Origin of the sequence: Piscinibacter defluvii (assembly GCF_004011805.1) — a bacterium.
GTDB lineage: Bacteria > Pseudomonadota > Gammaproteobacteria > Burkholderiales > Burkholderiaceae_C > Piscinibacter > Piscinibacter defluvii.
In genome coordinates, this window is sequence record NZ_ML137196.1 from 45,228 (window position 1) to 58,397 (window position 13,170).

Annotated in this window: 12 protein-coding genes; 7 read left to right on the top strand and 5 right to left on the bottom strand. The window is 71.1% G+C overall.

What is annotated here, in order from left to right:
* Positions 1-21: 21 nt before the first annotated feature.
* Both D9C15_RS00230 and D9C15_RS00235 read left to right on the top strand, forming a co-directional pair.
* Entirely contained in the window at positions 22-684 is a 663-nt protein-coding gene (locus D9C15_RS00230; RefSeq protein ID WP_127995421.1) for a TetR/AcrR family transcriptional regulator, read from the top strand.
* 21 nt (positions 685-705) lie between these two features.
* Positions 706-1,479 (top strand): tetratricopeptide repeat protein, encoded by a 774-nt coding sequence (locus D9C15_RS00235; RefSeq protein ID WP_127995422.1) that lies wholly within the window; start codon positions 706-708, stop codon positions 1,477-1,479.
* 46 nt (positions 1,480-1,525) lie between these two features.
* Here the strand turns inward: D9C15_RS00235 and D9C15_RS00240 are convergent, their stop codons facing one another.
* On the bottom strand, positions 1,526-2,704 hold the full coding sequence (locus D9C15_RS00240; protein ID WP_240668237.1) for an MFS transporter: 1,179 nt from the start codon (positions 2,702-2,704) through the stop codon (positions 1,526-1,528).
* A gap of 53 nt (positions 2,705-2,757) precedes the next feature.
* On the opposite strand from D9C15_RS00240, the gene D9C15_RS00245 reads away from it, so the two are divergent.
* Together D9C15_RS00245 and D9C15_RS00250 are read left to right on the top strand one after the other, a co-directional pair.
* Complete coding sequence (locus D9C15_RS00245; protein WP_164886604.1) at positions 2,758-3,540, top strand: DeoR/GlpR family DNA-binding transcription regulator; 783 nt, start codon at positions 2,758-2,760, stop codon at positions 3,538-3,540.
* A 138-nt stretch (positions 3,541-3,678) separates the two neighbouring features.
* The gene (locus D9C15_RS00250; RefSeq protein ID WP_127995424.1) at positions 3,679-5,370 is read left to right on the top strand and encodes an NHL repeat-containing protein; all 1,692 of its coding nucleotides are present in this window, start codon (positions 3,679-3,681) and stop codon (positions 5,368-5,370) included.
* 13 nt (positions 5,371-5,383) lie between these two features.
* Here D9C15_RS00250 and D9C15_RS00255 read toward each other — a convergent pair whose 3' ends face one another.
* On the bottom strand, positions 5,384-6,808 hold the full coding sequence (locus tag D9C15_RS00255) for a wax ester/triacylglycerol synthase family O-acyltransferase (RefSeq protein WP_127995425.1): 1,425 nt from the start codon (positions 6,806-6,808) through the stop codon (positions 5,384-5,386).
* A 100-nt stretch (positions 6,809-6,908) separates the two neighbouring features.
* On the opposite strand from D9C15_RS00255, the gene D9C15_RS00260 reads away from it, so the two are divergent.
* A complete protein-coding gene (locus tag D9C15_RS00260) occupies positions 6,909-7,166 on the top strand; it encodes an acyl-CoA-binding protein (RefSeq protein WP_127995426.1) in 258 nt (85 codons plus the stop codon).
* Between the two features lie 4 nt (positions 7,167-7,170).
* Here the strand turns inward: D9C15_RS00260 and D9C15_RS00265 are convergent, their stop codons facing one another.
* From D9C15_RS00265 to D9C15_RS00275, 3 genes are read right to left on the bottom strand one after another with little or no spacing between them, the layout of a single operon-like run.
* Positions 7,171-7,491: a polyhydroxyalkanoic acid system family protein gene (locus D9C15_RS00265; RefSeq protein WP_127995427.1), complete on the bottom strand. Its 321-nt coding sequence runs from the start codon at positions 7,489-7,491 to the stop codon at positions 7,171-7,173.
* 3 nt (positions 7,492-7,494) lie between these two features.
* Positions 7,495-8,574, bottom strand: a complete 1,080-nt coding sequence (locus D9C15_RS00270; RefSeq protein ID WP_127996087.1) for an aminopeptidase — start codon at positions 8,572-8,574, stop codon at positions 7,495-7,497.
* Between the two features lie 14 nt (positions 8,575-8,588).
* Positions 8,589-10,631, bottom strand: coding sequence for a molybdopterin-containing oxidoreductase family protein (locus D9C15_RS00275; protein ID WP_127995428.1), 2,043 nt, complete (start codon positions 10,629-10,631; stop codon positions 8,589-8,591).
* Between the two features lie 187 nt (positions 10,632-10,818).
* Here D9C15_RS00275 and D9C15_RS00280 point away from each other — a divergent pair, with 187 nt between their 5' ends.
* A complete protein-coding gene (locus D9C15_RS00280; protein ID WP_127995429.1) occupies positions 10,819-11,943 on the top strand; it encodes an ABC transporter substrate-binding protein in 1,125 nt (374 codons plus the stop codon).
* A gap of 30 nt (positions 11,944-11,973) precedes the next feature.
* Positions 11,974-13,170, top strand: coding sequence for a M20 aminoacylase family protein (locus D9C15_RS00285; RefSeq protein ID WP_127995430.1), 1,197 nt, complete (start codon positions 11,974-11,976; stop codon positions 13,168-13,170).

Here is a 13,170-nt window from a genome sequence, read left to right on the forward strand (position 1 = left end):
GTGCCAGAATCCCGCTCCACGATGGCCACGCCGCCCAAGAAACCGCGCCGCACGGCCGAACGCATCCTGGAGGTCACGCTCGAGCTGTTCAATCGCTTCGGCGAGCCGAACGTCTCGACCACGCTGATCTCCGCCGAGCTGAACATCAGCCCCGGCAACCTCTACTACCACTATCCGGCCAAGGACGAGCTGATCAACAGCCTGTTCGACCGCTACGAGAAGTCGCTCGGCGAACTGCTGCGCGCGGCCGACCAGGTGCGCCACGTGGAGGACGCCTGGCTGTTCTTCCACATGCTGTTCGAGCAGATCTGGCACTACCGCTTCCTGTACCGCGACCTGAACGACCTGCTGTCGAAGAACCGACGCCTCGAGACGCATTTCCAGCATGTGCTGCGGCACCAGAACCAGGCCATCCACGGCCTGCTGCAGGGCCTGTCGCGCGGTGGTGCGCTGCGCATGGAGGCGCGCGACATGGAGCCGGTGGCCACCGCGATGGCCGTGGTGCTGACCTACTGGCTGAGCTACGAGTACGTGCGCGACCCGCGCCGCGCGCTCGAGCCCGAGGCCGCCGGCGCGGCGCTGCTGCGCGGTGCCTTCCATGTGCTGAGCCTGCTGCTACCCTATCTCGAGCCCGGGCAGCGCGACCACCTGCATGCGCTGGCAGGACAATACCGGGGCAGCTGACAAGAACACAGGAGACAGACGATGGCCAAGTGGACCGCCTTTCCGTACGACAACACCGGCTACGTCTACGACGCCGCCGGGCTGAAGAAGCACTGGGCCCGGCTGCACGCCGGCGACGTGGAACCCCTGCCCAAGGACGACAAGGTGCTCGCCGCCTGGGCGCTGTTCCACGCCGGCGAGTTCCAGAAGGCCTGCGAAGCCGGGCTGAAGGCCGGCGCTGCCGGCATCACGGTGGCCAACAAGGCGCAGGCGATCTACGCCAACTACCTCGAGAAGAGCGAGAAGAACAAGCTGGCGCTGTTCCTTGAGGTCTCGTCGCGCGCCGAGGCGCAGCAGGCCGAGGAGCCGAAGAACGCCAACGCCTGGTACTGGCAGGCCTACGCGCTGGGCCGCTACAGCCAGGGCATCAGCGTGGCCAAGGCCCTGGCGCAGGGCCTGGGCAGCAAGGTCAAGACGGCGCTCGAGACCGCCATCAAGCTCGCGCCCAAACATGCCGACGCGCACATCGCGCTGGGCGCCTTCCACGCCGAGGTGATCGACAAGGTCGGCTCGCTGCTCGGCCGCACCCAGGGCGCGAGCAAGGACACCGGCCTGGCGATGTACAAGCAGGCGCTCAAGCTCAACCCGGGCTCGGCGATCGCGATGATCGAATACGCCAACGGCCTGGTGATGCTGGAAGGCGAGAAGAAGATGAAGGAGGCCGAGAAGCTCTATGCCGACGCGGCCGCCGTGCAGCCGGCCGACGCGATGGAGCGCCTCGACGTGGAGATGGCCAAGGCGGAACTCGAGGACTGAGCGCGGACGCGAGACGGACTGCGGGCATGCAGGCCCGCGGGCCGGATCAGGCCCGCAGGACGCGCCGCGCCGCCAGGCCCATCAGCGCCGCGAACAGCGCCACCGCCCACAGCGCGGCCGACAGCGTGGTGGCGCGGGCCAGGCCGCCGATCAGCGCCGGGCCGATCATGAAGCCGAGGTAGCCCACCGACGACACCGCCGCCACCCCCTGCGCCGGCGCCACGCCGGGCACCTGCCCGGCCGCGGCGAACACCACCGGCACCACGTTGGCCAGGCCGAGCCCGACGAGCACGAAGCCGGCCAGCGCCGCCCAGGGCGTGCCGATCGCCAGCGCCAGCGCCATGCCGGCGGCGGCCAGCGCGCCCGAGCGGCGCAGCAAGGCCACCGGGGCGTAGTGCTCGCGCACCCGGTCGCCGAACAGGCGGCCGAGTGCCATCGCCGCGCTGAACGCGGCGAAGCCGAGCGCGCCGAGCGCCGCATCGGTGCGCAGCTCCTGGTGCACGTAGAGCGCGCTCCAGTCGTACATCGCGCCCTCGGCCACCATGCCGAGCGTCGTCAGCGCGCCCATCCACAGCAGGATGCCGCGCGGCCAGGCCAGCGGCGCGGGCTGCTCGTCGGAGTCGGCGCGGTCGCTGGTCATCGGCCGCGAGGACCACAGCACGAAGGGTGCGAGCAGCAGCCCCACCGCGGCCAATTGCAGCGGCGCCGCCAGCCCGAACCGGTACAGCCCGGCCACCAGCAGCGCGCCAGCCATGCCGCCCAGGCTGAACATCGCGTGCAGCCCGCTCATCACCTTGCGGCCGGCGCGCAGCTCGAGGTGGTTGCCGTCGGAGTTGATCGAGACGTCGAACAGCGCGCTGCCGGCGCCCAGCAGCATCATCAGCGCCAGCAGCACGCCGTAGGACTCGAACTGCAGCACCAGCGCCAGCACGGCGCACATCAGCGTGCCGGCCAGCTGCACGCAGTGGCGAGCGCCGAAGCGCGCCACCAGCGCGCCGGCGCTGAACAGGCACAACACCGCGCCGGCCGCGGCGGCCAGCAGCGCGATCGACAGCTCGCCCTCGTCCAGACCGTAATGCAGCTTGGCGGCCGGCACCTGGGCGCCCCAGGCGCCCATGGCCAGGCCGAGCACGGCGAACTGGGCCCGCACCGAGAGATGCCAGCGCCGCAGGGCGGGCGGTGCGGGCTGAGGCAGCGCCGCCGTGGAACATGGATTTGCTTGCATGTGCCGTATTGTGCTGTAATTTGCGTGTTCTTGCACAAAGCCGCACTCCCGCCATGCCCGCATCGCCCACGCCGATGGCAGACGCCCCGAAATTCGCCGCCGAGCGCCAGCAGCGCATCGCGCAGACGCTGCGCGAGCGCGGCCGCGTCGAGGTGGCGGCGCTGGCGGCGGCCTACGGCGTCTCGGAAGACACGGTGCGGCGCGACCTGCGTGCCCTCGAGGCGCGCGGCCTGGTGCAGAAGACGCACGGCGGCGCGATCGCGCTGCACGCCACGGTGCTGCCGACCGCGCAGCGCGCCGGCGTGGCCACGGGCGCCAAGCGCGCCATCGCCGCGGCCGGCGCGCGCCACGTGCAGGCCAACGACACGCTGTTCATCGACGGCGGCACCACGGCGCTGGCGCTGATCGAGGCGCTCAGGCGCCCCGACGCGCCGCGGCCGCTGACCGTCATCACCCATTCGCTCGACGCCGCGCTGGCGCTGGCCGACGAGCCGCGCGTGCGCCTGGTGCTGGCCGGCGGGCTGTGGCTGCCAGCGCCGCGCATCTTCGTCGGCGAGCAGGCGCTGGCGACCATCCGCGCGCACCGTGCCGACATCGCCTTCCTCGGCGCCTGCGCGCTGCACCCGCGTGCCGGCCTGACGGCGCACGAGCCGCAGGAGGCGGCGATCAAGCGCGCCATGCTCGATGGCGCGGCGCGCCGCATGCTGCTGACCGATGCCACCAAGCTCGATGCCGTAGCCCCGAGTGCCGTGGCGCCGCTCGGCGAACTCGACCGCGTGATCAGCGACGCGGCGCCGGACTGGCTGCGCGCCGCGGTCGAGGTCGAGCAGGTCTGAGCCTCGGCGGGCGCCGGCCCGCGCCGTGGGCCGGGCTGGCTCTTCGTGCTGGCCCGCCGATGGCTCCATCGGGCGATGCCCGGTTCTCCCCGGCTTTCAAGAATGCGCCCCATCGCATTCACACCCGAGGAGAACCCGATGCAGACCCGTTCGCGCGCACCGATCGCCGCGCTCTACACCCTGACCGCGCTGGCCGCGCTGACCTCGCTCGGCGCCTGCGGCGGCGGCGGATCCGACACCCCGGCGCCGGGCAACGGCGGCGGCCAGACGCCCGCCCCGCCGCCCCCGCCGGCCGACTTCACGCTCACGCTGTCGACCGACCGCACGCTGGTGATCCAGGGCCGCACCGCCGAGCTGACCGCGACGGTGACGCGTCGCAACGGCTTCACCGGCGCGGTGCTGGTCAGCCTGAAGAACCTGCCGGCCGGCGTGAGCGCCGCGCCGGTGATGATCGCCGCCGGCGCCACGAGCGCGCCGGTGACGCTCGCCGCCGCCGCCGGCGCGCCGCACTCGCTGCCCACCGCCGGCAGCGCCGAGGGCAGTTCCGGCGAGCTGAAGGACACCGAGCCGCTGACGGTCACGGTGGGCGGCGAGCCGGGTGTGCTCGACACCAGCTTCAACGGCGGCAAGCAGATCGTCGCCGTGGGCGACGGCGAGGCCTACGCCACCGCGATGGCGGTGCAGGCCGACGGCAAGGTGATCACGGTCGGCCGCACCACGACGATCGCCGGAGGCACCGACTTCGCGGTGCTGCGCCACGGCCGCGACGGCACGCTGGACACCACCTTCGGCAGCGGCGGCAAGGTGGTCACCGCGATCGCCGCGGGCAACGGCAGCGACATGGCGCAGGCCGTGGCGGTGCAGCCCGACGGCAAGATCCTGGTCGCCGGCACGACGGCCGTGAGCGGCACCGACATCGACTTCGCGATCGTTCGCTACCTCGCCGACGGCACGCTCGACCCGAGCTTCGGCAACGGCGGCAAGGTGGTCACCTCGCTGGGCAACTCGACCGACCACCTCAACGCGATCGCGCTGCAGGAGGACGGCAAGATCGTCGTCGCCGGCGACAGCGACCGCGGGAGCAGCAGCACCGGGGTCGATTTCGCGCTCGTGCGCTACCAGGCCAACGGCGCGCTGGACAACGGCTTCGGCAACGGCGGCACGGTGATCACGCCGATCCGTGCACACAGCTCGCGCGACTCGGCCTATGCCCTGTTGCTGCAGAAGGTGGGCACCGAGCAGCGCATCGTCGCGGTCGGCGGCGAAGGCGATTTCGTCGCCGCGCGCTACACCGCCTCGGGCGCGCTGGACGCGGGCTTCGGCACCGGCGGCAAGGTCGCCGGCGTGTTCGGCCACTCGACCATCGGCGCGGCGCAGGCCGTGGTGCTGGCCGGCGGCAAGCTGGTGCTGGCCGGCCAGATCCAGAACGACTTCGCGCTCGCCCGGCTGAACGCCGACGGCAGCCTCGACGCCGGATTCGGCAGCGGCGGCACGGTGATCACGCCGGTCAGCGCGACGAACTGGGACGCGGCCAGCGCGCTGGTGCGCCAGGCCGACGGCAAGCTGCTCGCCGGCGGCTGGGTCTACGAAGGCGGCAGCAGCAGCGGCAACTTCGCGGTGGCGCGCTACGGCGCCGACGGGGCGCTCGACACCACGTTCGGCACGCAGGGGCTCGCGATCACGCCGATGGCCTCCGCCGGCCGCAGCGACTCCGGCCGCGCCGTGGTGCTGCAGGCCGACCCGCGCGTGAGCACGGTGCGCCTGCTGCAGGCCGGCGAGGCCAACGAGGGCGGCGGCTTCAAGTTCGCGCTGCTGCGCCGCTGGCTGTGACGGGCCGCCGGCCTCACATCCAGGGCAGCATGAGCGTCAGCAGCAGCAGCTTGTCGAACTCCGGCGCGAAGCGGTCGATGATCTGCTGCGGATGCGGGCACAGCTGCGCATCCGTGATCAGCCCGAACTGCACGCCGCCGGCGTAGGTGAGGATGCTGACGCCCATGCCGATCTCGCCCGAGGCCGGCACCCAGAACATGTTCTGCTTCAGCGTGGACCCGCACAGCTTCAGCGGCTGGGCGGGTCCCGGCACGTTGGTCATCACCGCGGTGGTCTTCTTGGCGAACAGGCCGAGCAGCGCATCCTGCACCGGCTTGACCAGCAGGCCGGCCACCGCCAGCACCGCGAAGGCGAGCAGCGGCTGGTAGCTGCCCTTGAGCTCGTTCATGCGCCGGCGCACCGCGTAGACCCGCTCGACCGGGTTGTCGATGCCGATGGGCAGCGTCAGCGGTGCCAGGCCGAAGCGGTTGCCCAGCTTCCAGGCCTCCTCGAGCGGGCGCAGGTTGACCGGCACCATGGCCCGGATCTCCTGCCCCTCGGTGCTCTCGCCGCGTTCGTGCAGGTACACGCCGATCGCGCCGGCCACGCAGGCCAGCAGCACGTCGTTGATCGAGCAGCCCAGGCCCTTGCCGACCGCCTTCACGCGGTCCAGCGGCATCGGCTCGCTCCAGGCCACCACCTTGCGCCCGATCGGCCGGCCCTTCAGCGAGGTGGGCGAGTCGTCGGGCATCAGCGCGAGCGCAGCCACGTCGCTGATCACCTGGTAGCCCACGCGCGCCATGTCCAGCGAGCCCAGCAGCGGCTGCTGCGGGTGGGCGAGCATCTCCACCGACTTGGCCACGCCGCTGCCGTACATGCCGATCGCCTTGATCGTCAGGTCGGTCAGCGGCTTGAGCACGGCGTCGGACAGCCAGTCCTCCTCGTGCGCCTCGTCGGGCCGGGCGCGGCGCGCCTTCTGCGGCGGCGCGCTGCCGCCGTCGGTGATCGACAGCACCACCGAGATCAGCGCGATGCCGTCGGCGATGCAGTGGTGCACCCGCGCGATCATCGCGCTGCCGCCGTCGTAGTGCTCGATCAGGTGGAACTGCCAGAGCGGGTGGTGCGGGTCCAGCGGCGTGGTGGCGAGCTCGCCGACACGCTCCTTCAGCGCGTCAACGTTCGACTGCCCGGGCCGCGGCTCGAGCGCCTCGCGCACCACGTGGCGCTGCACGTCGAAATGCTCGTCTTCCACCCACGAGGCGCCCATCGCGTCGGGCACCACCTTCTGGCGGAAGCGCCCGTACTGCAGCAGCTTGTCCTGCACCCGCTCGCACAGCGCGGCGTGGGTGATGCCGGGCTCGAGCATCCAGACGCCGACGATCATCATCAGGTTGACGTCGTTGTCCATGCGCAGCCACGCGGTGTCCACGCGCGACATGCGCTCGGCGGTCTCGGCCATCGGGGGCTCCTCCTGGGGGCGCGGCTCTACGTTCGCGCGGACGATGCTGGGTAACATCCGCAGCGTCAATGGCGATTTTCACCCACAGGAGACACGCTCCATGGCAGACCTCAAGAAGCGCTTCGAGCAGGCGGTGGCGGACTCGAAGAAGCTGCCCGAGAAGCCCGACAACATGACCCTGCTGAAGATCTACTCGCTCTTCAAGCAGGCCACCGAAGGCGACGTGCAGGGCAAGCGCCCGGGTTTCACCGACATGGTGGGCCGCGCCAAGTGGGACGCCTGGGCCCTGGTCAAGGGCAAGAGCGCGGACGAGTCGATGCAGGAGTACATCGACCTGATCGAATCGCTGAAGGAATAGCGGCTCAGCTCTTCTTCTTGCGCGCGGGCTTGGGCGAGGCCGCGAGCAGCCGGTCGAGCTCGGTCTCGATCTGGTCCTCGATCGTCCTGCTGAAGGCGCCGAGCAGGAAGCCGAGCTTCGCGTCGAGGTCGAAGTGGTCGGGCGCGACGATCAGCCGGCCGCTCACGCCGCTGCGCCTGAACTCGACCGTGTCGCTGGTCTCGCCCTCCAGCACCGTGCACTCCATGTCGAACTTCTTCTCCACCTCCTCGGCCCATTGCCAGGCGACCTTGCGCGCCTGCTCCAGGCCCAGCTTGTGCTTGCGGTGGATGCGGATGTCGGCCACGGGTCAGTCTCCTTGCAGTGCCGCCAGCGCGGCGCGGCGCTCGGCCTTGGGCAGCGCGGCCAGGCGCTGCACCTCAGTGTAGAAGCGCTCGAAGTCGCGCCCCTGGCGCTCGAACAGGCGCTGGAACTCCGGCACGAGGCCGTTGTAGGCCGCCAACACGCCGAAGGCCGCATTGTTGGCGCGCGCGAACCAGCCGTCGTAGCCGGCGTAACCGCCCCAGCGCTGCGCCTTGATCGCCTCGTACTCGGCGCGCAGTTCGGTCATCAGCGCCGCCTTGCCGGCGCGTTTCTCGGCCTCGCTGCCGGGGCCGCGGTAGAGCGCGTCGAAGCGCTCGCGCCAGCGCATCGTCAGCGCGCGGAAATCCTGCCGCCGCGCATCGGCACGGGCCGCCTCCTCGCGCGCCGCCTCGCTCGCATGGGCCTGCATCCAGCGTTCGCCGCCGAGGCGTTCCACCGCCGTCGCGAAGGACTCGTTGAACTCGGTGTCGTCGCCCGCATAGGCCACCTGGTGCGCCAGCTCGTGGAAGATGAGCCGCGCCAGGTCGGCCTCGGGGTAGTCGATGAAGGTGTTCAGCAGCGGGTCGGCCAGCCAGTCGAAGCGCGGCAGCCGGCCGAGCGTCGAGTAGGCCGGCACGCCGTAGACCAGCACCTCCAGGCCCTCGGCCTTCAGGCCGGCGGCAAAGGCATCGGCCTGTGCGCGCTCGAAGTAGCCGCGGTAGCCGACGCAGCCCACCAGCGGGAAGCACCAGGTGCGCAGCTGCAGGCTCAGCTCCGGCGCGGCCACCACGTTCCACACCGCGGCCGGGCGCTTCAGGTCGGCGAAACGGCGGTAGCTCGCGTTGTCCGGCAGCTTCAGCTCCTGCACCGCGAACGCACGCATGCGCTGCGCGAGCGCCAGGCGCGCCTTCAGCGGCCCGGTCGTGTCGGGCGCGGCGAGCCACTCGTCCACCGGCCGGGCCGACTGCACCAGCGCGAGGTGGCCGTTGACCGACTGCGCGTAGTAGCCCAGCGTGCTGCAGCCGCTGGTCAGGCAGGTGGCCGCGGCTGCGAACAGCACGACGCCGACCAGACCGAGCCCCGCCATCCGCAGCAGCCGCTTCACGGTCCGGCCACGGCGCCGATCTCGACCAGGCAGTCGTAGAAGGCGGGCGCGCGGCCGATGTCGGTGAGCTTCTGGTGCGTCAGCTCGTTGACGTTGGTGCCGTCCAGGCCGAGCTTGCGCCACCAGATGCCCAGCCCGTTGACCACACCGGGCCGGGCGCGCTCGCTGATGCGCGCCTTGCAGCGGTACTCGCCGCGGTCGTTGAAGACACGCACCACCTGGCCGTCGGCGATGCCGCGTGGGCGCGCGTCGTCGGCATGCACCTCGACGATGGGCTCGGCCTCGATGTCGCGCAGGCTCTTCACGTTGACGAAGGTCGAGTTCAGGAAGTGGCGCGCCGGCGGCGAGATCATCGCCAGCGGGTAGCGCCGCGCCAGCTCGGGGCTGCTCTGCACCGACTCGTGGTTCGGCACGAAGTCCGGCACGCCCAGGCCGGGCGCGTCGATCTGGCAGCGGCCCGTCGGCGTCGGGAAGCCGCCCTCGGCGAACGGCTGCTCGGGCAGCGGCAGCTTGACCCAGCCCTGCGCCTGCAGCGCGGCGAAGTCGACCTCCGCAGCGAAGGCCATGCGCGCGAGCGTCTCGTCGTCGTCGGCGAAGCAGGGCTCGGTGAAGCCCATGCGCGCCGCCAGCTCGCGGAAGATCTGCGTGTTCGGCTTGGCCTGGCCGAGCGGCGCGACGGCCGGCCGGTTCAGCATCGCCCAGGTGTGGCCGTAGCTGGTGTGCACGTCCAGGTGCTCGAGCTGCGTGGTGGCGGGCAGCACGATGTCGGCATGGTCGGCCGTGTCGGTGAGGAAGTGCTCCAGCACCACGGTGAACAGGTCCTCGCGCGCGAAGCCGGCCACCACCTTGCGCGACTCCGGCGCCACCGCGACCGGGTTGCTGTTGTAGACCACCAGCGCCTCGATCTTCGGGCCGAAGGCGGGCGAGGATTCGCGCAGCAAGTCGTCACCAATGGTGCTCATGTTGATGGTGCGCGGCGTGCGCCCGGCGAGCAGGTCGGGCCGCTGCAGCGCCGCGTCGTTGCGGAAGGCCTTGAACCAGCCCGAGGCCGACAGCAGCAGCCCGCCGCCGCGCTGCCGCCAGGCGCCGGTCAGGCAGGGCAGGATGGCGATCAGCCGCGCCGCGTTGCCGCCGCCGTGCACGCGCTGCATGCCGTAGTTCAGGCGGATCGCGGCCGGCCGCGTGGTGGCGTAGTCGCGCGCCAGGCCGCGCACCTCGTCGGCCGTCAGGCCGCACACCGCCGCGGCGCGCTCGGGGCTCCAGGCCAGGGCCTTCTCGCGCAGCGCCGGCCAGCCGACGGTGTGGCGTTCGATGTAGTCGTGGTCGAGCCAGTCGTTGACGATCAGCTCGTGCATCAGGCCGAGTGCCAGCGCGCCGTCGGTGCCGGGCAGCAGCGCGAGGTGCTGGTGGCACTTCTCGGCCGTCTCTGTGCGGCGCGGGTCGATGCAGACCAGCTTGGCGCCGGCGCGCTTGGCCTGCTGCGCGAAGGTCCAGAAGTGCAGGTTCGAGGCGATCGAGTTGCTGCCCCAGATCAGGATCAGCTTCGCGTCGGCGTAGTGCTCGAGGTGCATGCCGACCTTGCCGCCGTAGGTGGCGACCAGCGCGTCGCCGCCGGCGCTGGAGCAGATCGTGCGGTCCAGCAGCGAGGCGCCGAGCCGGTGGAAGAAGCGCGCTGCCATCGACTCGCCCTGCAGCAGGCCCATCGTGCCGGCATAGCTGTAGGGCACGATGGCCTCGGGGTCGCGCGCCGCGATCGCGGCCAGGCGGCGGGCGATCTCGCCGAGCGCGGCGTCCCAGCTCACCGGCTCGAAGCGGCCGCTGCCCTTGGGTCCGACGCGCCGCAGCGGCTGCAGCACGCGCTCGGGGTGGTAGGTGCGCTCCGGGTAGCGCGAGACCTTGGTGCACAAGGCGCCGTGGGTGGGCGGGTGGTCGGGGTCGCCCTGCACCTTGACGGCGCGGCCGTCCTGCACGGTGATGCGCAGGGCACAGGTGTCGGGGCAGTCGTGCGGGCAGGCCCCGCGGACGATCGTCGATTCCATGCGCGAACTATTGCACAGCGCCCGGCCACGTGCCCGCGACCGGGCAGAACGGCACACCACCGGCAGCGCGGGCCGTCGTATCCTCGCGCCCGCGTGAATTTCGAGCCCGCACGGAAGGTGTGCCGATACGGCCCGCCCCGGCGCGCAAGGCGCCCGCTATCGCGGGCGCAACGTTGGGAGTCCTCATATGAACCGTCGTGACGCAATCAAGCGCGTGGCCGCCGCCGCAGGCGCCATTGCCCTGCCCTCCTGGGCCCAATCCAGCCGCATCGTGCTCGGCCAGTCGGCCGCGTTCTCCGGCCCGGCCGCCCAGCTCGGCATCCAGATGAACAAGGGTGCGAAGGTCTTCTTCGACCAGCTCAACGCCGCCGGCGGCATCAACGGGCACACCATCGAGCTGCGTACGCTCGACGACGGCTACGAGCCCGACCGCTGCAAGGCCAACACCGAGAAGCTGATCAAGGACGAGGTGTTCGCCCTGCTCGGCTACGTCGGCACCCCCACCTGCGTGGCCGCGCTGCCCCTGGTCAACGACGCCAAGATCCCGTTCTTCGGCCCCTTCACCGGCGCCGAGGTGCTGCGCGACCCGTTCAGCAAGTGGGTCTTTCACCTGCGCGCGAGTTACTACGACGAGACCGGCCTGATCGTGAAGCAGCTCACGTCGCTGGGCCTGAAGAAGATCGCCGTGTTCTACCAGGACGACGCCTACGGCAAGGCCGGCCTGGAGGGCGTCAAGCGCGCGCTCAAGCCGCTCGGCCTGGAGCCCATCGCGCTCGGCACGGTGCAGCGCAACACGGTCGATGTGGCCAAGGCGGTGGCCGACATCGTGCCCAAGGGGCCCGACGCGGTGGTGCAGATCAGCGCCTACAAGTCCTGCGCCGCCTTCATCCGCGAGGCACGCAAGGCCGGCTACGGCGGCACCTTCTACAACGTGTCCTTCGTCGGCACGCAGGCGCTGGCCGACGAACTCGGCCGCGAGGGCCGCGGCATCATGGTCAGCCAGGTGATGCCCTTCCCGTTCTCGACCACCACGCAGATCTCGCGCGAGTACCTCGAGGCGGTCGCCAAGGCCGGGCCGGACGCCACGCCGAACTACTCCAGCATGGAAGGCTACCTGTCGGCCAAGGTGTTCGCCGAGGGCCTGAAGCGCGCCGGCAAGAACCCGTCGCGCGACTCGCTGGTGGCCGGGCTGGAGTCGATCTCGAACGCGAACTTCGGCGGCTTCCGGGTCGATTTCAGCGCACGCGACCACGTCGCCTCGCACTTCGTCGACTTGTCCATGCTGACCGAGGACGGAAAAGTCCGGCGTTAAGATGCCTCCGGCGGCCCCGCCGGAGTCATCATGAAGCTGATCGAATCCATCCTCGCCGACGCGGCGTCGATCACGGCGCTGCGGCGCGACATCCACGCCCATCCCGAGCTGTGCTTCGAGGAGGAGCGCACCTCCGAGCTGATCGCCCGGACCTTGACCGACTGGGGTATTCCCATCCACCGCGGTCTGGGCAAGACCGGCGTCGTGGCGATCCTGAAGAACGGCACGAGCGATCGCGCCGTCGGCCTGCGCGCCGACATCGACGCGCTGCCGATGACCGAGAAGAACCGCTTCGCGCATGCCAGCCGGCATGCCGGCAAGATGCACGCCTGCGGCCACGACGGCCACACCGCGATGCTGCTGGCCGCGGCCAAGCACCTGGCCAGGCACCGGAACTACGACGGCACCGTGTACCTCGTGTTCCAGCCGGCCGAGGAAGGCGGCGGTGGCGCGCGCGAGATGATCCGCGACGGGCTGTTCGAGAAGTTCCCGATGGAGGCGATGTTCGGCGCGCACAACTGGCCCGGCATGGCGGCCGGGCAGTTCGCCGTCACCAACGGGCCCTGCTTCGCCTCCAGCAACGAGTTCAAGGTCACCATCCGCGGCAAGGGCGCACACGGCGCGATGCCGCACAACGGCATCGACCCGGTGCCGGTGGCCTGCCAGATGGTGCAGGCCTTCCAGACCATCATCACCCGCAACAAGCGGCCGATCGATGCCGGCGTGATCTCGGTGACGATGATCCACACCGGCGAGGCCACCAACGTCGTGCCCGACAGCTGCGAGATGCAGGGCACGGTGCGCACCTTCACGCTGCCGGTGCTCGACCTGATCGAGCGCCGCATGCGCGAGATCGCCGAGCACACCTGCCGCGCCTTCGGCGCCGAGTGCGAGTTCGAGTTCCACCGCAACTACCCGCCGACCATCAACCACCCCGACGAGACCGCCTTCGTGCGCGGCGTGCTGGGCGACCTGGTCGGCGCCGCCAACGTGCTCGAGTTCGAGCCGACCATGGGCGCCGAGGACTTCAGCTACTTCCTGCTCGAGAAGCCCGGCTGCTATTTCCTGATCGGCAACGGCGACGGCAGCCACCGCGAAGGCGGGCACGGCATGGGCCCGTGCATGCTGCACAACCCGAGCTACGACTTCAACGACGAACTGATCCCGCTGGGCGCGACGATGTGGGTGCGCCTGGCCGAGGCCTGGCTGGCCGCCGCGCGGCGCTGA

Excerpts from the sequence above, each read along its gene's own strand:
- D9C15_RS00230 (WP_127995421.1), top strand. The coding sequence starts at position 22 with ATGGCCACGCCGCCCAAGAAACCGCGCCGCACGGCCGAACGCATCCTG.
- D9C15_RS00235 (WP_127995422.1), top strand. The coding sequence starts at position 706 with ATGGCCAAGTGGACCGCCTTTCCGTACGACAACACCGGCTACGTCTAC.
- D9C15_RS00240 (WP_240668237.1), bottom strand. The coding sequence starts at position 2,704 with ATGCAAGCAAATCCATGTTCCACGGCGGCGCTGCCTCAGCCCGCACCG.
- D9C15_RS00245 (WP_164886604.1), top strand. The coding sequence starts at position 2,758 with ATGCCCGCATCGCCCACGCCGATGGCAGACGCCCCGAAATTCGCCGCC.
- D9C15_RS00250 (WP_127995424.1), top strand. The coding sequence starts at position 3,679 with ATGCAGACCCGTTCGCGCGCACCGATCGCCGCGCTCTACACCCTGACC.
- D9C15_RS00255 (WP_127995425.1), bottom strand. The coding sequence starts at position 6,808 with ATGGCCGAGACCGCCGAGCGCATGTCGCGCGTGGACACCGCGTGGCTG.
- D9C15_RS00260 (WP_127995426.1), top strand. The coding sequence starts at position 6,909 with ATGGCAGACCTCAAGAAGCGCTTCGAGCAGGCGGTGGCGGACTCGAAG.
- D9C15_RS00270 (WP_127996087.1), bottom strand. The coding sequence starts at position 8,574 with ATGGCGGGGCTCGGTCTGGTCGGCGTCGTGCTGTTCGCAGCCGCGGCC.
- D9C15_RS00275 (WP_127995428.1), bottom strand. The coding sequence starts at position 10,631 with ATGGAATCGACGATCGTCCGCGGGGCCTGCCCGCACGACTGCCCCGAC.
- D9C15_RS00280 (WP_127995429.1), top strand. The coding sequence starts at position 10,819 with ATGAACCGTCGTGACGCAATCAAGCGCGTGGCCGCCGCCGCAGGCGCC.
- D9C15_RS00285 (WP_127995430.1), top strand. The coding sequence starts at position 11,974 with ATGAAGCTGATCGAATCCATCCTCGCCGACGCGGCGTCGATCACGGCG.